At 72.8% G+C, this 19,817-nt stretch carries 14 protein-coding genes; 11 read left to right on the top strand and 3 right to left on the bottom strand.

From position 1 onward, the window contains the following. Window positions 1–73: 73 nt before the first annotated feature. Complete coding sequence (gene smc / locus AB3X52_RS02485) at window positions 74–3,616, top strand: chromosome segregation protein SMC (protein WP_367991197.1); 3,543 nt, start codon at window positions 74–76, stop codon at window positions 3,614–3,616. 104 nt (window positions 3,617–3,720) lie between these two features. Next, a complete protein-coding gene (locus AB3X52_RS02480; protein ID WP_367991195.1) occupies window positions 3,721–3,942 on the top strand; it encodes a hypothetical protein in 222 nt (73 codons plus the stop codon). 7 nt (window positions 3,943–3,949) lie between these two features. Here the strand turns inward: AB3X52_RS02480 and AB3X52_RS02475 are convergent, their stop codons facing one another. The 3 genes from AB3X52_RS02475 to AB3X52_RS02465 all read right to left on the bottom strand — a co-directional run bounded on the left by AB3X52_RS02475 (window position 3,950) and on the right by AB3X52_RS02465 (window position 8,706). Beyond that, window positions 3,950–6,610: a Stealth CR1 domain-containing protein gene (locus AB3X52_RS02475; protein ID WP_367991193.1), complete on the bottom strand. Its 2,661-nt coding sequence runs from the start codon at window positions 6,608–6,610 to the stop codon at window positions 3,950–3,952. Then, entirely contained in the window at window positions 6,607–7,446 is an 840-nt protein-coding gene (locus AB3X52_RS02470) for a hypothetical protein (RefSeq protein WP_367991191.1), read from the bottom strand. Before AB3X52_RS02470 ends, AB3X52_RS02475 begins: the two co-directional genes overlap by 4 nt. Window positions 7,447–7,569: 123 nt before the next feature. Then, window positions 7,570–8,706: a sulfotransferase family protein gene (locus tag AB3X52_RS02465; RefSeq protein ID WP_367991189.1), complete on the bottom strand. Its 1,137-nt coding sequence runs from the start codon at window positions 8,704–8,706 to the stop codon at window positions 7,570–7,572. A 153-nt stretch (window positions 8,707–8,859) separates the two neighbouring features. Between AB3X52_RS02465 and ftsY the strand changes: the two genes are divergently transcribed. The 9 genes from ftsY to AB3X52_RS02420 all read left to right on the top strand — a co-directional run bounded on the left by ftsY (window position 8,860) and on the right by AB3X52_RS02420 (window position 19,816). Then, window positions 8,860–10,005: a signal recognition particle-docking protein FtsY gene (gene ftsY / locus AB3X52_RS02460; RefSeq protein ID WP_367991187.1), complete on the top strand. Its 1,146-nt coding sequence runs from the start codon at window positions 8,860–8,862 to the stop codon at window positions 10,003–10,005. A 262-nt stretch (window positions 10,006–10,267) separates the two neighbouring features. Next, window positions 10,268–11,524 (top strand): ammonium transporter, encoded by a 1,257-nt coding sequence (locus AB3X52_RS02455; RefSeq protein WP_367991185.1) that lies wholly within the window; start codon window positions 10,268–10,270, stop codon window positions 11,522–11,524. Then, window positions 11,521–11,859, top strand: coding sequence for a P-II family nitrogen regulator (locus tag AB3X52_RS02450; RefSeq protein ID WP_367991183.1), 339 nt, complete (start codon window positions 11,521–11,523; stop codon window positions 11,857–11,859). Before AB3X52_RS02455 ends, AB3X52_RS02450 begins: the two co-directional genes overlap by 4 nt. A gap of 195 nt (window positions 11,860–12,054) precedes the next feature. Continuing rightward, window positions 12,055–12,393 (top strand): P-II family nitrogen regulator, encoded by a 339-nt coding sequence (locus tag AB3X52_RS02445; protein ID WP_367991181.1) that lies wholly within the window; start codon window positions 12,055–12,057, stop codon window positions 12,391–12,393. 28 nt (window positions 12,394–12,421) lie between these two features. Beyond that, window positions 12,422–14,635: a [protein-PII] uridylyltransferase gene (locus tag AB3X52_RS02440; protein ID WP_367991179.1), complete on the top strand. Its 2,214-nt coding sequence runs from the start codon at window positions 12,422–12,424 to the stop codon at window positions 14,633–14,635. Between the two features lie 81 nt (window positions 14,636–14,716). Further along, the gene (gene ffh, locus AB3X52_RS02435; protein WP_367991177.1) at window positions 14,717–16,282 is read left to right on the top strand and encodes a signal recognition particle protein; all 1,566 of its coding nucleotides are present in this window, start codon (window positions 14,717–14,719) and stop codon (window positions 16,280–16,282) included. A gap of 139 nt (window positions 16,283–16,421) precedes the next feature. After that, window positions 16,422–16,790 carry an NYN domain-containing protein gene (locus AB3X52_RS02430; protein WP_367991175.1) on the top strand — a complete coding sequence of 123 codons (369 nt, stop codon included), beginning with the start codon at window positions 16,422–16,424 and terminating at the stop codon, window positions 16,788–16,790. Between the two features lie 55 nt (window positions 16,791–16,845). Beyond that, window positions 16,846–18,687 (top strand): FHA domain-containing protein, encoded by a 1,842-nt coding sequence (locus AB3X52_RS02425; protein ID WP_367991173.1) that lies wholly within the window; start codon window positions 16,846–16,848, stop codon window positions 18,685–18,687. Window positions 18,688–18,739: 52 nt separating this feature from the next. After that, window positions 18,740–19,816 carry an amidohydrolase family protein gene (locus tag AB3X52_RS02420; RefSeq protein WP_367991171.1) on the top strand — a complete coding sequence of 359 codons (1,077 nt, stop codon included), beginning with the start codon at window positions 18,740–18,742 and terminating at the stop codon, window positions 19,814–19,816. Window position 19,817: the final 1 nt, after the last annotated feature.

The raw sequence follows: 19,817 nt of genomic DNA, 5'->3' as shown, positions 1-19,817 counted from the left end.
CTGACCTTCCCCACGCAGCGTCTGAGAGGATGCTGCGTCCGCACGCCGGCGCCAAGGACCAGGGAGCAGCACGTTGTACCTGAAGAGCCTGACCCTGAAGGGGTTCAAGTCCTTCGCGTCCGCGACGACCCTGCAGCTCGAGCCCGGTATCACCTGCATCGTCGGACCGAACGGCTCGGGCAAGTCCAACGTCGTCGACGCCCTGGCGTGGGTCATGGGCGAGCAGGGCGCGAAGAGCCTGCGCGGCGGCAAGATGGAGGACGTCATCTTCGCCGGTACGTCGGGCCGGCCGCCCCTCGGGCGGGCCGAGGTGGCGCTCACGATCGACAACACCGACGGGGCGCTCCCGATCGAGTACGCCGAGGTCACGATCAGCCGGACGATGTTCCGCAACGGCGGCTCGGAGTACGCCATCAACGGGCGGTCCTGCCGACTCCTCGACGTGCAGGAGCTGCTGAGCGACTCCGGCATCGGACGGGAGATGCACGTGATCGTCGGGCAGGGTCAGCTCGACTCGATCCTCCACGCGACCCCGGAGGACCGTCGCGGCTTCGTCGAGGAGGCCGCGGGGGTCCTCAAGCACCGCAAGCGCAAGGAGAAGGCGCTCCGCAAGCTCGACTCCACCGAGGGCAACCTCAACCGGCTCGCCGACCTGCTCACCGAGATCCGACGCCAGCTCAAGCCGCTGGGCCGTCAGGCGGAGGTGGCGCGCAAGGCCGCGACGGTCCAGGCCGACGTCCGTGACGCGAAGGCGCGGCTGCTGGCCGACGACCTCGTCACGGCGCGTACGGCGCTGGAGCAGGAGCTGGCCGACGAGTCGGTGCTCCTCGAGCGCCGGGCGGCGGTCGAGCGGCAGCTGGAGGAGGGACGCCGGCAGGAGGCCGCCCTGGAGGCGGCCCTGCGCGAGGACCTCCCGGCGCTGGCGAGGGCCCAAGAGACCTGGTTCGCGCTGTCCGGTCTGCGCGAGCGGCTGCGGGGGACGCAGTCGCTGGCCGCCGAGCGGGTGCGCAACGCGGCCACGACCGACGACCTCGAGAGCCGCGGCGGCCGTGACCCCGAGCAGCTGGAGGCCGAGGCCGCCAGGGCCAAGGAGCAGGAGCGTGCGACCGACGCCGATGTCGAGGCGCTCCGCGCCGCGCTCGAGGAGTCGGTGACGGCCAGGAAGACCGCCGAGGACGCCGCGGCCGAGGAGGAGCGCCGGATCGCCGCCCTCCACCGGGCGGCGGCGGACCGGCGCGAGGGGCTCGCCCGGCTCACCGGCCAGGTCAACACGTTGCGTTCGCGGGTGGCGGCGGCCGACGACGAGGTCGGGCGGCTCAGCGCCGCGCGGGAGGACGCGCTGGCCCGCGCGGAGCGCGCGCAGCGGGACTTCACCGCGCTTGAGACGAAGGTCGCCGGTCTGGACGCGGGGGAGGAGGGGCTCGACGCCGAGCACGAGGCGGCGAGCGCCGCGCTCGACGACATCGAGGAACGACTCGCCAAGCTGCAGGCGGAGGCCGCCCAGGCCGACCGCGACCGGGCCTCGCTCGCCGCGCGCAAGGATGCGCTGGAGCTGGGGCTCAACCGCAAGGACGGCGCCGGCGCCCTGCTGGCCGCGGAGGGAGTGGAGGGCGTCCTCGGCTCGGTCGCCGCCCTGCTGACCGTGCGGACGGGCTTCGAGACCGCCGTCGCGGGTGCTCTCGGTGCGACGGCCGACGCGATCGTCGTGGCCGATGCCGCGGCCGCGCTCGCTGCGATCAGACACCTCAAGGAGGAGGACCTCGGCCGTGCGGGCCTCCTCCTCGGCGGCGCCCCGGCCGAGGCGTCGTCCCGCCCCGCGGTCGCCGCCGAGGTGACGTGGGCGCTCGACGTCGTCGAGTGCCCCGAGGCGCTGCGGCCGGCGGTGACCCGGCTGCTGGGCGCCGTGGTCGTCGTCGAGGACCTCGACGCCGCCCGGACGGTCGTCGCCGGCTCACCCGGCCTGGCGGCGGTGACCCGCGACGGCGACGTACTCGCGACGCACGTCGCCGTCGGTGGCTCGTCGTCGGCGCCGAGCCTCCTCGAGGTCCAGGCCGCCGTCGACGAGGCCGCGGAGCAACTCGCTGAGGCGGTCGCCGCGTCCGAGCGGGCGACCTTCGAGACCTCCCGCCTCGAGGCGGAGCGGCTCGAGGCGCAGAAGCGCGTGGACGTCGCGCTCGCCAAGTTGCATGAGTCCGATGCGACCCTCGCCGCCGTCGCGGAGGAGCTCGGTCAGTACGGCGCCCAGGCGCGTGCCGCCCGCGGCGAAGCGGAACGGCTGACGGCGGCCATCGCGAAGGCCGAGGAGGCCAAGACGCAGGCGACGGCCGGCCTCGCCGAGCTCGAGGAGCGGCTGGCCGGCGCCGAGCAGGCGCCCGCCGAGGAGCCGGACACCGACGACCGTGAGCGGTTGGTCGAGGCTGCCCGTGCCGCGCGGCAGGCGGAGATGGATGCTCGGCTGGCGCTTCGGACCGCGGAGGAGCGAGCCCGGGCGATCCACGGGCGCTCCGACTCCCTGCTGCGTGCGGCGCGGCAGGAGCGCGAGGCGCGGGCGCGCGCGGCAGAGCGGCGCGCGAGGCTGCAGCGCGAGGCGCGCGCCGCCCGCGCCGTGGGCGTCGCGGTCGAGCGGGTGCTGGTGCGCCTGGAGACCTCGGTGCAGCAGGCCGCCGACGAGCGTGCCGCGGTCGAGCAGTCGCGCGCCGGACGCGAGCAGGAGCTGCTGACCGTCCGCGCCTCCCTCCGCGACCTGGGCCGTGAGCTCGAGGACCTGGTCAGCACCGTCCACCGTGACGAGATGGCCCGGGCCCAGCAGCGCATGCGGATCGAGCAGCTCGAGGAGAAGGCGCTTGAGGAGCTCGGCCTCGAGGCCGACGGCCTCATCGCCGACTACGGCCCCGACCAGCCCGTGCCTCAGCCGCCGCTGGAGGACGGCACCCCGCAGGAGCCGGTTGCGTTCGTGCGTGAGGAGCAGGCCAAGCGGCTCAAGCGGGCCGAGCGGGACCTGGCGCAGCTCGGCAAGGTCAACCCGCTCGCCCTCGAGGAGTTCGCCGCGATGGAGGAGCGTCACAAGTTCCTCACCGAGCAGCTCGAGGACCTCAGGACCACCCGCAAGGACCTCCTCGACATCGTGAAGGAGGTCGACACCCGCGTCGAGCAGGTCTTCACCGAGGCGTACGCCGACGTCGAGAAGGCCTTCGACCACGTCTTCAAGCGGCTCTTCCCCGGTGGTGAGGGACGCCTGGTCCTGACCGATCCGGCCAACATGCTCACCACCGGCATCGAGGTCGAGGCACGCCCGCCCGGCAAGAAGGTCAAGCGGCTCTCGCTGCTCTCGGGCGGCGAGCGTTCGCTCGTGGCGGTGGCGTTCCTGGTCGCGCTCTTCAAGGCCCGCCCGTCGCCGTTCTACATCCTCGACGAGGTCGAGGCCGCGCTCGACGACACCAACCTCGGGCGCCTGCTCGAGATCTACGAGGAGCTGCGGGAGAGCTCTCAGCTGCTCGTCATCACCCACCAGAAGCGCACCATGGAGGTCGGGGACGCGCTGTACGGCGTCACCATGCGCGGCGACGGTGTCTCGACCGTCATCTCCCAGCGGTTGCGCGAGGTCGAGCCCGCCTGACCGGTGCGGTGGCGACGTCCGCAGGCGTGCCTCCTGGCCCGGCGGGCAGGCCGGCTATGGCAGGGTTGGGCCCGTCCAGACCATTCCCCGGGAGGAAGCCCCGCGTGCTCGCCATCGTCGTTGTCATGATCGTCATCCTGGTCCTCGCGGGCCTGGTGCTGGTCTATGTCGCCTACCCCCATCGTGGTGAGGAGGTTCCGGCCGCGCCGTGGCTCGGAGGCGTGATGGAGCGTGCCGCCGAGGCGGCTCCGACGCTGGAGGGTCAGGACGCCGGAGAGGGTGAGTGGCCCTGGCCCCGGAAGACCGCGGAGGGCACGACGCGGTGACGCGACGTCAGGTGCGCTCCCACGGCGCGGTGAGCGGGAAGTAGTCCGCGAGGAAGTCCTCCAGCGCGGTGTGCAAGCGGTCCGGCGGCAGCGCATGGTCGTGGTGGTCGCCCAGGCAGAAGAAGTCGTTCTGCCGGTCCAGCAGTCGACGGAGCACCCCGAGTACGCCGCTCGTGCTGATGTCGAGGAAGGTGTCCTCCGCCGTGCCGACGACGGCCTGACCGGTCGCGAGCCCGAAGTGCTGGGCGAGCGAGGCGAGTACGGAGATGTCCGTGTCGGAACGGAACGGCGCGCGGAGCGTGTCGAGGAACTCCGCCGGAAACCTCGCCTCCAGCTCGGCGACGACGCAGGTGCGCTGTGGATGCGGGACGTGTCGCAGCGGAAGGATGTTGATCGCTCCGACGGCGTCCGCCAGGAGCTCCCGGTTGTTCCAGGCCGCCTTGAGCCACGGCTTCGCCCGAGGGTCGCCCACGTCGCCGACGCCGGACTCATCGAGCAGGACCTTCGGCTGGCCGGCGGGGGTGAAGAACGTCTCCGGCGACAGCGGACGCCCCAGGAACACATCGTCGTTGAGGTAGATCCAGTGCTCGGCGAGGTCCGGGATCTTGTGGAGAGCGGCCTCGATCGCGTGGGAGTTGAAGGTCGGCAGCGCCTCGGGGGGCAGGATCTCCTTGTGGTCGACCAGCCGCACCTTGGGGTGGTCGACGAGCCACGTCGGGACCTGGCTCGCCGTGACGAGATGGATCCGGCGGACCCAGGGTGCGAAGAGGTGGACGCTGCGCATCGAGTAGCGCAGCTCGTCCCGGCTCACGAACCGGGCGCGACCGCTCGACTCCCGGGTGGCCGCCGTACCTTCCAGGTCGGCCAGCCGTTCCGCGCGACTCGCCTCCCAGGCGGGGTCGCCGCCGTCGACCCAGGTGTAGACGACGTCGATAGGGAAGTGGCACTCATGGACGGTCGGCCGCGTCATCAGCGGCAACGTCCGGACGGTGACGCCCTCGACGTCGTACGACACGAACGACTCCGCCGGCGAGACGGACTGCACGAACCGGTTGCGGCGGGCCGCGACGAGATCGCCCTGCGGCGAGCGCTCCCAGAACTCGATCGCCACGGCGCAGCCCTGGGCGAGGACGCCGGGCTGCTCGTGACCGCCGGGCCATGGCTCCAGCCGGAGGTGCGGGGTGCGCCCGCGGCGGATCTCCGCGGCCAGTTCCGCGACCGGTCCGCGGCGGAACGGCCAGTCGAACTCACCGGGGTCGACGAGGGAGAGCTCCACGGGCGCCTCAGGACGCCCCAGGGCGTCGAGGAAGGCGGGGCGCGCCTCCATCGGGAGTACGACGGTGGCGGGGTCCCCGAGCCCGGGCGGAACGACGAACCACGACTCGGGCGCCGCGCTCTGGGCCGCGCCGGCGGCCCACGTCAACGCCAGCGTGCGCGCCTGCTGCGGTGTCAGGTCGGGCACCGCGCGGGTGGGCCGGACGGAGGCGGTCGAGACGACACCTGCCGAGACAGTGGCGCGCTGACGGCTGCGGGCCCGGTCGTAGAGGTGCGTCCGGGCGGCGAGCACCGCGGCAGCGTCATACTGCTCCACCACGGTGAGCGCCCGTTCGCCCAGGCGGTGGCGGAGGTCGGCGTCGACGGCGAGCCGGTGCAGCGCGCTCGCCATGCCGGGCACCGAGTCGGGGGACACGAGGAGCCCGTTGACGCCGTGATCGATGAGGTGGCGGGCACCGGAGGGATGATCGAAGGCGACGGCCGGGAGGCCGGCGGCCATCGCACCCCGGATGCTCCGGCGGACCTCCGCGTTCGGCGACACGTGGACCGAGAACGCGCCCCGGGCCCATTCAGCGGCGAGGTCGTCGCCGGCGGCCGGCAGCTCGACGCGGTCGTAGAGGCCCCACTTGCGGATCGGGCGGAGAAGCGCACCCTTGCTCCGCCCCTCGTCGAGGATCCGCAGGCGCCAGTCCGGCAGGTCGGCCGCGATCTGGCCGAACGCCGCGACCAGGCGGGTGTAGCTCGCGCCGCGCGACGGCCCGCCGGCGGCCACGATCAGCGGTGACGCGAGCGTCGATCGCGGTCGGTACGGCGCCGTCAGCTCGCCCGCGACGTCCGGGACGAGCTCGACCGGCATGCCGGTCGAGCCGCCCGCCGGCCCGGCCAGGGCGGCTCGGAGCCAGTGGAAGGTCGCGGGGGAAGTCGTGAGCACCAGGTCGATCCGCGCGGCGCACATGGCCACCGGGTCGAGGTCTGCTTCCGAGGGCAGGCGGTGCTCCTGGTAGACGAGCGTGGTCGTCTCAGGGGCGAGGCGCGCGGCTGCCGAGACGAGACCAGGACCGGCGGTCACGAGCACGTCGGTGTCGAGGCGAGTGAGGTACTGCCGCAGTGCGGGGTCCGCGCCGGCGCCGAAGCCGTCCTCCCACTGCGGGGGGACCAGGATCGAGGGCGGCTCGGTGGACACGCCGCCCTCGACGTCGCAGTCGTCCGCACGGTCGAGCAGCCCGACCACGGCGATGCCGGGCGCGAGCGTGCGAGGAGCCGGGCGGGTCAGACCGACGAGCGTCACGGCGTGACCGGCCGCTGCGGCGAGGCTCGCCTCGTCGACGAGGGCACGGTTGGCGGCGACCGCGTGGGGTGCAGGGTCCGCCGAGAGCAGGTACGTCACCCTCATGCCGCGCCTCCCGTGACGGGAGCAGTGCGACGCAGCACGAGCCGTCCGTGAGGTCGGAAGGCGAGCTGGGCGACGACGTCATCTCCCACAGGCCCCGGCACGAACGGGAGAAGGACCTGACGAGCGTCCGTCAGCCCATTGTCGCGACGCACAACCGGAAGCCCGCCGGCGACGAAGCGGAACGGCCCCGGCGCGGCGGGGACGTCGTCGGCGGTGAGGGAGCAGTGGAGGCCGTCGGTGCGGTGCTCTCCCCGCAGGACACCGGCGACCTCGTCGGACTCGTCGACGAGGGTCACCTCACCGGAGCAGCCCGCGGGAGCATCGAGCACGAGGTGCACCGTGCCGTCGGCGTACGCCGCCGAGACCAGGTCGACGGTGGGAGGCGGCACGTCGTGGTCGACGGCGAGGTCGCCGGCCTCGCTGCGCACGAGCCTGAGCTGCATCGTGCGTCCGCGCAGGGGCACTGCGGCCGCGAGGTCCTCCGGCAGGGCGGTGGGGAGCCGGACCGGTCGCCGCCCCTCAGGCGTGGGTACGACGACGGCGTACGTGCCCGGGCCGTGCTGCGCCAGCGCCGACTCGAGGTCCCAGCGCACGCTGCGCAGCCCGGACGGGGCATGAGGATCGTCCTCGTGCTCGTCGACGGGCGAGAACAGGCCCACCTCCCGCGACCACAACGCTGGTGCCGGGACGTCGAGGGGAAGCGCCAGCCAGAGGCGTCGGCCGTCGAGGATGCCGGCGTAGTGTGCATCGACCGCGGCCGGCGGCCGTCCGCGTCGTGCCGGCACCGGCCGGCGGAGGCCGGTGAGGAGCTTCCGGGCTCGGGGCTGCTCGGACAAGTGCGCGACGACCTCCACTCGTGCAGTGCGACGACCTCGGACGAGATCACCAAGGTACCGTTCGGAACGCGCCCGTCCGGCTCCGCACGCGCGGAGTCGACGCCGGACGAGGTACGGCGCAGATCAGCGCGGGAGCGCGCGGCGCGCCCGCCGGGCGATCCGGTAGGGGAGCGAGCCGCGGATCCGGTCGAGCTCCCGGGCGAGCCCGTCGTTCTGCTTCTGCAGCAGCGCCACCCGCTCCTCGAGACGCCCGGCGCGAGCCCGGGCCTGCGCCAGTCGCTCCTCGAGGCGCTCGATGCGGGCGCGGAACCGCTCCCGCGCGGCGGCCTGCGTCCGGCGATGGGCGGCGCGGTCGACGAAGGTCTGGTCGAGCATGAGGTCCCGGGCCAGCGCATAGAGCCGGTCGTAGCGCGCGTGGAGCTCGTCCATCCGCGCCATCGCCGCGGCGTCGCCGGGATCGCTGACGAGGAGGTTGACCGTCTCCCACACCTCGTCCGCGAGCGCCGTGACCTCGGCAGGCACCGAGAGGTCGTCCCAGGTGACCTTGCTGCGGTAGAGCGCCGTGTCGATGAAGTCGTCGTTCGCGTGGTGGGTCTCCTCGACATCGGTCATCACGCCGAGGCCGAGCTGCTCGTCGACGCGGCGCAGAGCGGCCCGCCAGTCCGACATCAAGTCGGCATACGGCACGAAGGTACGGCGGTCGTCCCGCGTCGCCCGCTCGGTGACAAGGATCCCGTGGCACCAGGAGGCGACGTTGGTGGTCTCCCGAGCGCGCCGGAGCTCCGCGTCGCGGCAGGCCAGGTAGTGCGTGTCGCGCGACTTGGCGACCTCGGCGGGGTGGCGGAGCATGGTGAGGAACACCGCCTCCATGCCGGTCTTCACGATGGCTCTGCGCCACAGCTCGTGCAGCCAGAAGGAGCGCGGGTCCTTGACGACGATCCGGTCGGCGGCGTACGGCGCGAGCCACTCGGTCAGCTCGTCGAACAGGTCGCTGCGCGCGCTCGCGACCGCGGCCCGATCGACCGCCTCCGGACGCGCGTCGTTGACCCGGATACCGATGTCCTCGAGGACGCGCTCGTGGAAGTCCACGACCCATTGCGGCTCGTAGAAGCCGCGCGGGTTCGACTCGTCGGGCGGAACCTCCGGCTGGGGAACGGCGAACCCGAGCCGGCTGAGCGCGCCGGCGACCGTGCTGGTGCCACTGCGGCCGGCCCCCGCCACGAACAGGACGGTCGGTGGGTTCCCCGGCTCGGTGGTCATGAGAGGAATCGTATCCGTCGACCGACGCGGTTCCGGCTCAGGCGAGCCGTCTCCGTGGCCGGGCACCCGCCGCGGATCCGGTCGACGATCCACGCGGGTGGGAGGCCGCGGCCGGGCTGCTGATCGGCTGGGTGGCTCTGGTTGGATGTGAGCATGCTCGTCACCCTCATCGTGATCATCGCGGTCGTCCTCCTCGCGGCCGTCGCAACGACGGCCGGCCTGGTCACGCGGAGCCGGCGCACCAAGGTGCCGACGCGGCCGGCTCCGCCGGTCGTCGCCCCTCCGAAGGAGGCCGAGCCCCGGGTCGAGGAGCCGGCGGCCCCGGTCGTCGTCGAGCCCGTCCCCGAGGTCGAGCCCGAGGCGCCGGTCGTCGAGAAGCCGGAGAGCACGGCGTCGCGCCTGGTCCGTCTGCGGCAGCGGCTCGCCGGCTCGCAGTCGGCGCTCGGGCGTGGTCTGCTGGCGCTGCTCTCGCGCGACCGCCTCGACGAGGACACCTGGGAGGACATCGAGGACCTGCTCCTCACCGCCGACGTGGGTGTCGCGCCGACGCAGGAGCTCGTCGAGCGGCTACGCACCCGGCTTCGCGTCGAGGGCGCCGACGCCGGTGACGTGCGCAGCGTGCTGCGCGAGGAGCTGGTCCACCTGGTCGGCTCCGACCTGGACCGCCGCCTCCAGGTGAGCGGCGCGGACGGCCGGCCCGGCGTCGTGCTCGTCGTCGGCGTCAACGGCACCGGCAAGACCACGACGGTCGGCAAGATCGCCCGCATCCTCGTGGCCGAGGACCGCTCCGTCGTCCTCGGCGCGGCCGACACCTTCCGCGCCGCGGCGTCCGAGCAGCTGACCACCTGGGGCGAGCGTGTCGGGGTCGATGTGGTTCGCGGTCCCGAGGGCAGCGACCCCGCGAGCGTCGCCTTCGACGCCGTCAAGGAGGGCATCGACACGGGCGCCGACACCGTCATCGTCGACACCGCCGGCCGGCTGCAGAACAAGGCCGGGCTCATGGACGAGCTCGGCAAGGTGAAGCGCGTCATCGAGAAGCAGACGCCGGTGAGCGAGGTCCTCCTCGTGCTCGACGCGACCACCGGTCAGAACGGCCTGATCCAGGCCCGCGTGTTCGGTGAGGTCGTCGACGTCACCGGGATCGTGCTGACCAAGCTGGACGGCTCCGCGAAGGGCGGCATCGTCGTCCAGGTGCAGCGCGAGCTCGGCGTACCCGTCAAGCTCGTCGGGCTGGGGGAGGGCGCGGACGACCTCGCTCCGTTCAGCCCCGAGGCGTTCGTCGACGCCCTGCTGGGCTGACGGTCCGGGCTGACCCGAGCCTGACCCCGTCCCGTCCGCGGCCGGCGTACGACGGTCGTCGGACCGCGCCGCGAGGCTCGCGTGCGCTCGTGGAAACGTCCGGGCAACAGCCGCGTCGGACTCGTTACGCGGGCGAAACACCGCACACCTGGCGCTGAAACGTCCGACCTTCAAGGTTGCTCCGAATGAAGGCGGGTGTGTCGCCTGCGACGACGGCGTCGTGGCCTCCTCGCCTCCCGAGATGCGAATCCATGGAGGTTCTGTGGACGGCTACTACGCCTTTATGTTGGTGGCGACGGCCCTCGTCCTGATGATGACCGTTCCGGCGCTGGCCCTGTTCTACGGCGGCATGACGCGCTCGAAGTCGGTCCTGAACATGATGATGATGTCGTTCGGTGCCTTCGGCATCGCGACCCTCGTCTTCGTGCTCTGGGGCTGGTCGGAGGGTTGGGGCAACCTCGGCAACGGCGACCTGATCAGCAACCCCTTCACCCTCTTCGGGCTGAAGGACGTCGAGTGGAGCTCCTACATAGGGATGGCGTTCCAGCTCACCTTCGCGGCGATCACCGCGGCGCTGATCAGCGGCGCGGTCGCCGACCGGGTGAAGTTCTCCTCCTGGATGGTCTTCGTGCCCGTCTGGCTGACGCTCTGCTACTTGCCGATCGCCCACAACGTGTGGGGCGGCGGCTGGCTCTCGGAGCACTGGGTCGCCCAGGACTACGCCGGCGGCACGGTCGTCCACATCAACGCCGGTGTCGCCGGCCTCGTGCTCGCCCTGGTCGTCGGGAAGCGGGTCGGCTGGCCCAAGGAGCCGATGCGTCCGCACAACCTGACCCTGACGATGATCGGCGCCGGCCTGCTGTGGTTCGGCTGGTACGGCTTCAACGTCGGCTCGATCGTCTTCCCGGCGGATGCGTCCGAGGCCGACATGACCAAGCAGTTCATGAGCGAGACCGGCGTCACCTTCGTCAACACGACCGTCGCCACGGCCGCGGCGATGCTGGCCTGGCTCCTCGCCGAGCGGGTCCTGCACGGCAAGGCCTCCGCCCTCGGCGCGGCCTCGGGCATCGTCGCCGGGCTCGTCGCGATCACGCCGTCGTGCGGCGCGGTCAACACCTACGGCGCGATCATCATCGGTGCCGTCGCCGGCGCCCTCTGCGCCCTGGCGGTGGGGCTGAAGTACAAGCTCGGCTTCGACGACTCGCTCGACGTCGTCGGCGTCCACCTCGTCGGCGGCCTGGTCGGCACCCTGCTCATCGGCTTCCTCTCGACCTCGTCGGCGCCGGGCGGCGTGGACGGCCTCTTCTACGGCGGCGGGCTGACGTCGCTGGGCCACCAGGTCATGGCGGCGCTCTTCACGATCGTGTGGACCGGTGTCCTCACCACCGTCATCGCCCTCGCGATCCGGTTCACGATCGGCTGGCGCACCACGGACGAGGCCGAGGTCGAGGGCATCGACAGCGACCAGCACGGCGAGACGGCGTACGAGATCGCCGCCGGCACGGGGGTGCTGTCGTGAAGCTCGTGACCGCGGTGATCAAGCCGCACAAGTGGGAGGACGTCCGTGAGGCGCTCGAGACCTTCGGGGTCACCGGGATGACGGTGTCCGAGGTGAGCGGCTACGGCCGACAGAAGGGCCACACCGAGGTCTACCGTGGTGCGGAGTACGACATCGCGCTCGTGCCGAAGATCCGGATCGAGATCGTCATCGAGGACGACGACGCCGAGGACGTCGTCGGCCTCATCGTCAAGACCGCCCAGACCGCCCGGATCGGGGACGGCAAGGTGTGGGTGAGCCCGGTCGAGACGGTCGTCCGGGTCCGCACCGGCGACCGCGACTCGGCCGCGCTCTGATCCGATCCGCAGGTTTGATCTGCAGGAACCAGGCGGTGCGGCCCGGCTCCCCACGGGGCCGGGCCGTTCGCCCACCGGAGCCGCCCGTCGGGTCCGGCCACCGTGCGGCATGATGCCCGTAGCCCGGACCGCCACCGAAGGCGTTCGGCCACCAGCGTGGGTGCCGCGCTCGACCGAATGGGAGTCGGAGGAGATATGAAGCTCGTCACCGCAGTCATCAAGCCCCACAAGTGGGAGGACGTCCGCGTCGCGCTCGAGGCCGTGGGGGTCACCGGGATGACGGTGTCCGAGGTCAGCGGCTACGGCCGGCAGAAGGGCCACACCGAGGTCTACCGCGGTGCGGAGTACGACGTCGCGCTCGTGCCCAAGATCCGGCTCGAGATCGCCGTGCCCGACGGTGACGTCGATGCGGTCGTCGGAGCCATCGAGACGTCGGCCCGGACCGACCGGATCGGCGACGGAAAGATCTGGGTCAGCCCGCTGGACACCGTCATCCGGGTCCGCACCGGCGACCGCGACGACGCGGCGATCTGACCCGGACGTCGCAGGGCGCGGGACTTCCGTGACGTCCGAGGAGAGGGCTCGACGCACCAGCGAGGCCGACCGGCTCTGTCTCGAGGCGTACGACGACCAGGGCGGCCCCGAAGCCGGGGTCGCCCTGGTCGCGGTCGGCGGCTACGGGCGAGGCGAGCTGGCGCCGTACTCGGACTGGGACGTCGTGCTCGTCCACGACGAGGGCGTCGAGCCCGGCGAGCTCGCGGCGAAGGTGTGGTATCCGCTCTGGGACGTCGCCGCGCGCCTCGACCATGCGGTGCGGTCGCTGCCGGAGATGGTGGAGGCGGCCGCGGCCGACCTGCGGGTGGCGCTGGGGCTGCTCGACATCCGGCACCTGGCCGGCGACCCGAACCTCACGCTGCGACTCCGGGCCACGATGCTCGCGCATTGGCGGCGTCAGGCCCGCCAGCAGCTGCCCGCGCTCAAGCAGATGACGATCAGCCGGCACGAGCTGATGGGGGAGCTGGCGCACGTCTCGGTGCCCGACCTCAAGGAGGCGGGCGGCGGCCTGCGCGACGCGACGGTGCTCAAGGCCCTCGTCGCGACCTGGCTCGTCGACGTGCCCCACGGCGAGCTCGAGCGCACCCGGCTCGCCCTGCTCGACGTCCGTGACTTCGTCCACGAGCTCGCCGGACGCGCGGTCGACCGGATCTCGCCCGAGCTGTGGGACGGGCTCGCCGAGCGGCTCGGCCTCGCCGACGCCCGGGCCGCGCAGGTGCACGTGCGCGAGCTCGGCCGCCGGATGATCCACCTGACCCGCCTCACCTGGCGACGCGTCGACGCCGTCCTCGAGCGCCCGCCGGCCACGGCCCCGCGCCGGCCCGCGCTTCACCCCCTCGGCCCCGGCGTCGCCCTCGCCTACGGCGAGGTCGTGCTCGACCGGTCCGCGAAGCCGGCGTCCGACCCGCTGCTGCTCCTGCGGGCCGCCGCGGCGGCCGCCGAGCAGGGCGCGGTGCTCGCGCCCCCGACCGCGGCCCGGCTCGCCCGCGAGACGCCGCCGCTGCCCGACCCATGGCCGCCGGAGGCCCGCCACCTGCTCGTCCGGCTGCTCGCCTCGGGCCGGGGCCTGCTGCTCGTGTGGGAGACCCTCGAGGAGACCGGCGCCCTGGCCCGGATCCTGCCCGAGTGGGAGCGGATCAGGATGCTGCCGCACGCCTCGATCGTCCATCGGTTCACCGTCGACCGACACGTCGTCGAGACCTGCATCGAGGCCTCGGCGCTCATCCGCGAGGTCGCCCGGCCCGACGTGCTGATGGTCGCCGCGCTCCTGCACGACATCGGGAAGGGGTCGCTGACCGAGCACTCCGTCGCCGGTGCTCCGATCGCCCGCGCGATCGCGCGACGGATGGGCTTCGATGAGCTGGCGGCGGACCTCGTCGCCAACCTCGTCCGCTGGCACCTCCTGCTCGCGACCCTCGCCACCACCCGCGACCCCGACGACCCGGCCACGGTGCATGCGATCACCGAGCACGTCACCCGGCCCGAGTCCCTGGCGCTGCTGACGGCGCTCACCGAGGCCGATGCCCGCGCGACCAGCCCCAAGGCCTGGTCGTCGTGGCGCTCGACGCTGATCCTCGACCTCGCCGCGCGGGTGCGCCGCGCGCTCGACACCGGCCTCGAGCCCGAGGAGCGCGGGCACGCCGAGGTCGAGATCCCCGCCGTCGTACGCCGGAAGGGGCAGGTGTCGTTCCAGGTCGAGCGGCGCTCGGACGGAGCCCGGGTCACGGTCATCGCTCCTGATCGGATCGGCCTGCTCGCCGACTGCGCGGCGACGCTCGCGTTCCAGCGGACGCCGGTGCGCGCGGCGCGCGCGTGGCCGCAGGGGGAGTACGGCGTCAGCGTCTGGGAGGTCGACGACCAGCACCTCGACAGTGCCGTCCTGCGCGCCCGCTTCGAGGCGATCAGCGAGGGCCGGCTGGACCCGGCAGCACGGTTGCGGCCGGGACCGTCGGCGGAGCTCGCGCCGTCGGTCGTCGTACGCCCGGAGGCGTCGGCGCAGGCGACCGTGCTGGAGGTCCGTACCGCCGACCGGCCCGGCATCCTCTACCTCGTGTGCGAGGCGTTGGCCCGGCTCGACGTGGCGGTGCGCTCCGCGCATGTGGACACGCTCGGGCCGCAGGCGGTCGACGTGTTCTATCTCCAGGAGGCGCATGCCGGCTCGCTGAGCGACCAGCGCGCCGCCGAGGCGGCCCACGCCGTACGCGCCGCGCTGACGGTGTGAGCGCCGAAACGGTGCTCGTGGGGGAGCCCGGTTAGTCTTGACCCTCGACACGTTCCAGACTCCCCTTAAGAGGACCTGCTCTTGTTCGCCACGCTCTCCGACCGCCTCGCCTCGACCTTCAAGAACCTCCGGGGCAAGGGGCGGCTCTCCGAGGCCGACATCGACGCCACCGCGCGCGAGATCCGCATCGCGCTGCTCGAGGCGGACGTCGCCCTGCCGGTCGTCCGGGAGTTCGTCGCGGCCGTCAAGGAGCGCGCCCGCGGCGAGGAGGTCAGCCAGGCGCTGAACCCGGCCCAGCAGGTCGTGAAGATCGTCAACGACGAGCTCGTCAACATCCTCGGCGGCGAGACGCGCCGGCTGCGCTATGCGAAGTCCGGCCCCACCGTCATCATGCTCGCGGGCCTGCAGGGTGCCGGCAAGACGACGCTCGCGGCCAAGCTCGCGCTCTGGCTCAAGGAGCAGGGCAAGCAGCCGCTGCTCGTCGCGGCCGACCTGCAGCGCCCCAACGCGGTCAACCAGCTCCAGGTCAACGGCGAGCGGGTCGGCGTCAAGGTCTTCGCTCCCGAGCCCGGCAATGGCGTGGGCGACCCCGTCTCGGTCGCCCGGGCGTCGATCGAGGAGGCGAAGCGCACCCTCCACGACGTCGTCATCGTCGACACCGCCGGCCGTCTCGGCGTCGACGCCGAGATGATGAAGCAGGCCGCCGACATCCGTGACGCGGTCCGGCCCGACGAGGTCCTCTTCGTCGTCGACGCCATGATCGGTCAGGACGCGGTCAACACCGCGCAGGCCTTCCTCGACGGGGTCGGGTACGACGGCGTCGTCCTGACCAAGCTCGACGGTGACGCGCGCGGTGGTGCCGCGCTCTCGATCGTCTCCATCACCGGCAAGCCGGTCATGTTCGCCTCCAACGGCGAGAAGATGACCGACTTCGACCTCTTCCACCCTGACCGGATGGCCTCGCGCATCCTTGACATGGGTGACGTCCTCACGCTGATCGAGCAGGCCGAGAAGGCCTTCGACCAGCAGGAGGCGCAGAAGGCCGCCGAGCGGCTCGGCACCGGCGAGTTCACGCTCGACGACTTCCTCAAGCAGATGCAGCAGCTGCGCAAGCTGGGCTCGATGTCGAAGCTCATGGGGATGCTGCCCGGCATGGGCCAGTTCCGCGAGCAGCTGGCCAACTTCGACGAGCGCGAGATCGACCGCATCCAGGCGATCATTCAGTCGATGACCCCCGCCGAGCGGGCCAACCCGAAGATCCTCGACGGCTCCCGCCGTCAGCGCATCGCGAAGGGCTCGGGCCGTCAGGTCTCCGACGTCAACCAGCTCGTCGAGCGGTTCCTCGAGGCCAAGAAGATGATGACCCAGCTCGCCCAGGGCGGTGGCATGCCCGGCATGCCGGGCATGCCCGGTGCCGGCTTCGGCAAGCGGGCCGGCGCTAAGCAGGCCCCCAAGCAGAAGAAGGGCAAGGGTGCCCGCAAGTCCGGCAACCCGGCCAAGGCCGCCGCGCAGGCGAAGGCCGAGGCGGAGAAGAAGCCGGCCGCGCCCAACCCGTTCGGTCTCCCGGCCGGCGAGGAGGACGTCGACTACGAGGCCGCGGCCGCGCAGCTCAACCTCCCCAAGGACTTCTCGAAGTTCCTCAAGTGAGCATCCGCGGCGCCGCACGCCACGCGCGGACGGGCGTCTCGTCGCCGGACGCTGCCCGCCACGAGGGCCGTTCAGCTCCCGTCGCGGTCTCGACGAACCCCGGCAGGCCGCCCTCAGTGGCTCCGTCCAGGGTCGGCGCGTGACCACCGTCCTCGTCGTCGACGGCGCCAACGTCGTCGGCGCCCGTCCCGACGGCTGGTGGAAGGACCGCGCCGGCGCGGCCCGACGGCTCCATGAGTCGCTGCTCGTCGCGGACATCGCGTACGACGAGGTCGTGCTGGTCCTCGAGGGTGCCGCCAAGGGTGGTGTCCGGGCGGGGCGGGACGGACATGTGCGTACCGTCCACGCGCCGAAGGACGGCGATGCGACGATCGTCGCCGAGGCGCGGGCCGCGGCGCAGCGAGGAGACCGGGTCGTCGTAGTCACCGCCGATCGGATGCTGCAGGCCCGTGCGTGGGGGACGGGCGCCACCACGATGAGCCCGACGTGGCTGCTCGACCAGCTCTGAGTGACCGGCTGAAATTCGCAGGTTAGGTCCGCCGATCCCTGGGCATGCTGCGCGCATGCCCCTGCTGCGCATCGAGGTCGACGGTCGTGCCCTGAGCTTCCCGCCCGACAAGGTGGTGAGGATCGGCCGGTCCATCGACGCCGACGTCGTCCTGTCCGCCGTCTCCGTCTCCCGGGCCCACGCCGAGCTGCGACCGACCCCGTCCGGATGGGTGCTGGCCGACGCCGGCAGCTCGGGCGGGACGTTCGTCGACGGCGCCCGGATCACGGAGCGGCCGATCCACGGGCGCACCGTCGTCCAGTGCGGTCCGCCGGCGCCGGGCTCGACCCTCACCGTCGACACCACGGCCGGCGTGGCTCCGGTCGCGCCCGCGTCGCCCGCCCCCGGCGAAGCCGCCCCGGTCAGGCCCACGGCGATGACCGCCCGACCGCCGGCGCCGGCGCCGCCTCCGGCCGCCCCGGTCCAGCCCGTCCAGCCGGGCCACCAGGGCGAGTCCGTCCAGCCGGCCCAGCCCGGTGCGCCGGCCTCCTGGGCGCCGCCCGCGCCCGGCGCCACGCCGGTGGACGCTCCGGCCCCCTCGGCAGCAGCCGGCGACGTACGCCCCGGGCCGGAGGCCTACGAGATGACCATCGCTCCCGGACGGGCCGCGCCGATCATCGCCGGTGCGCCCGGCATGCCGGGCGCACCGCAGCCGAGCAGCGGGCCGGACCTGCTGGTCGTCGCGGAAGGGCGGGAGCACCGCTTCCGCCATCCGGCGACGATCACGATCGGGCGCCTGCCCGACAACGACGTCGTCATCAACGATCCGGGCGTCTCCCGTCAGCACGCCCGGATCGTCGCGAAGCCGGGTGGCTGGGTCTTCCAGAACGGCTCGCAGAGCGGGTCCTTCGCCAAGGGGAAGCCGGTCACGAACCTCGAGTTCGACGACACGACCGACATCCGTCTCGGCCACCCGACCGCCGGTGAGCTGCTCTCCCTCGTCCCCATCCTCAGCGCCGAGGCGGAGGTGGCGCGGATCGCGCGCCGGCGCCGGTCGCGGCGTCTGCGGATCGCGGCGGCCGTGGTCTCGGTGGTCGTCGTCGCGGGGCTGGTCGGCGGCGGGATCGCGCTGCTCGGCGGGGGCGACGACCAGCCGAAGGCCGACTCGCTCTCCGTGTTGACCCGCGCTGAGCAGGACCGCGCGGAGGCGGCCACGGTGCTCATCTCCTACGAGGTGCACGACGCGAGCGGTGACGGGCTGGTCACCGGCTCCGGGTCGATCCTCACCAAGGACGGCGTCATCCTGACCAACGCCCACGTCGCCGCCCCCGAGGCGGACGGTCTCGAGGAGATCTACGGGCACGACCTCGGGATCGATGACCCCGACTACGTCGAGATCCACCTCACCGACCCGGACAACGGCTACTTCACCGGGGAGGCGGACTACCGCGCGAAGGTCCTCGCCGCGGACGGTCACGTCGACGCCGCCGTCATCGGCATCTACGCCGACGCCGACGGCAACCCGGTCGACCCGTCCACGCTCGACCTGCCGACGATGCCGCAGGGCGACTCCGACACCGTGGAGAACGGCGACGCCGTGACCGTCCTCGGCTTCCCGGGCATCGCGCGCTCCGGCACCGACGATCCGTTCCAGGAACATCCCGAGGTCACGGTCACCAAGGGCGTCGTCGCGACGATCATCAACTCCGAGGCCAAGGGGAAGCGCTGGGAGTTCGACACCGATGCCCGCATCGCGCCGGGCAACTCCGGCGGGGCCGCGGTCAACAACGACGGAGCGCTGATCGGCGTCCCCTCCTCCACCTTCCAGGAGGAGCGCGACGGGCAGGTGAGCGGCCGGATCCGGCCGCTCGCGAAGCTGCTCGACCTGATCAAGGAGGGCGAGTCGGCGCAGCGCTGAGCGTCGTACGGCGGGCCGAATCCGAGGGTGTCGGGCCTGTAACGTGCCTCATATGACTGCGTTGGCGTTCTCCGGGCCGGTGCTCCCCGACGGCGAGCCGCGGGAGCTGTACGTCGTCGGCGACCGCGTCACCTACGAACGGCCCGCGGGCGTGGAGACCGCCGTCCGCGGGTGGATCGTGCCCGGGCTCGTCGACGCCCACTGCCACATCGGGCTCGGCGCGGAGGGTGCCGTCGACGAGGCGACCACCGAGCGCCAGGCGGTGGAGGACCGTGACGGCGGCGCGCTGCTGCTGCGCGACTGCGGCAGCCCGGGCGACACCCGGTGGGTCCAGGACCGCGAGGACCTGCCCCGGCTGATCCGGGCCGGCCGTCACATCGCGCGCACCCGGCGCTACATGCGGGGCTATGCCGACGAGGTCGAGCCCGAGGCGCTGCCCGCCGCCGTGGCGCGGGAGGCGCGACGGGGCGACGGCTGGGTGAAGCTCGTCGGCGACTGGATCGACCGCGGCGAGGGCGACCTGCGGCCGAGCTTCGCGGCGGAGGACTTCACCGCGGCGATCAAGGTGGCCCACGACCATGGCGCGCGGGTGACGGCCCACTGCTTCGGCCGGGACGTGCTCCCCGGTCTCATCGAGGCCGGGATCGACTGCATCGAGCACGGCACCGGCCTCACGCCGGACCTGATCGAGGCGCTGGTCGAGCGTGGCACGGCGGTCGTCCCGACGGTGCTCCAGACCGCGATCTTCCCCGACCTGGCGGCGCAGGCGGGCGCGAAGTTCCCCGCCTACGCCACCACGATGACCGATCTCTTCGACCGGCGCCGCGAGACGATCATGACCGCCTTCGAGGCCGGCGTCCCCCTCTACGCCGGCTCCGATGGCGGCGGCAACCAGCGCCACGGGATCCTCCACGCCGAGGTGCTCGCCATGCATCGCTTCGGGCTCCCGGCCGACTACGCCCTCGGCGCCGCCAGCTGGCGGGCGCGGGACTGGCTGGGCTGGAACGCCGGGCTCGGCGAGGGCGATCCTGCCGACTTCGTGGTGTATGACGCCGACCCGCTCGCCGATCTCAGCGTGCTCGCGCGGCCGGCCGCCGTCGTACTCCGGGGGAGGGTGGTCGGCCGCTGAG

Origin of the sequence: Nocardioides eburneus, from assembly GCF_040838215.1 — a bacterium.
GTDB lineage: Bacteria > Actinomycetota > Actinomycetes > Propionibacteriales > Nocardioidaceae > Nocardioides > Nocardioides eburneus.
The sequence above is the reverse complement of the archived record's forward strand: the minus strand, read 5'-3'. Positions and strand labels throughout refer to the sequence as shown.

Coding starts and splice junctions, on each gene's coding strand:
- AB3X52_RS02475 (WP_367991193.1), bottom strand. CDS start 6,610: ATGAGGGTGACGTACCTGCTCTCGGCGGACCCTGCACCCCACGCGGTC.
- AB3X52_RS02425 (WP_367991173.1), top strand. CDS start 16,846: ATGCCCCTGCTGCGCATCGAGGTCGACGGTCGTGCCCTGAGCTTCCCG.
- AB3X52_RS02465 (WP_367991189.1), bottom strand. CDS start 8,706: ATGACCACCGAGCCGGGGAACCCACCGACCGTCCTGTTCGTGGCGGGG.
- AB3X52_RS02445 (WP_367991181.1), top strand. CDS start 12,055: ATGAAGCTCGTCACCGCAGTCATCAAGCCCCACAAGTGGGAGGACGTC.
- ftsY (WP_367991187.1), top strand. CDS start 8,860: ATGCTCGTCACCCTCATCGTGATCATCGCGGTCGTCCTCCTCGCGGCC.
- AB3X52_RS02420 (WP_367991171.1), top strand. CDS start 18,740: ATGACTGCGTTGGCGTTCTCCGGGCCGGTGCTCCCCGACGGCGAGCCG.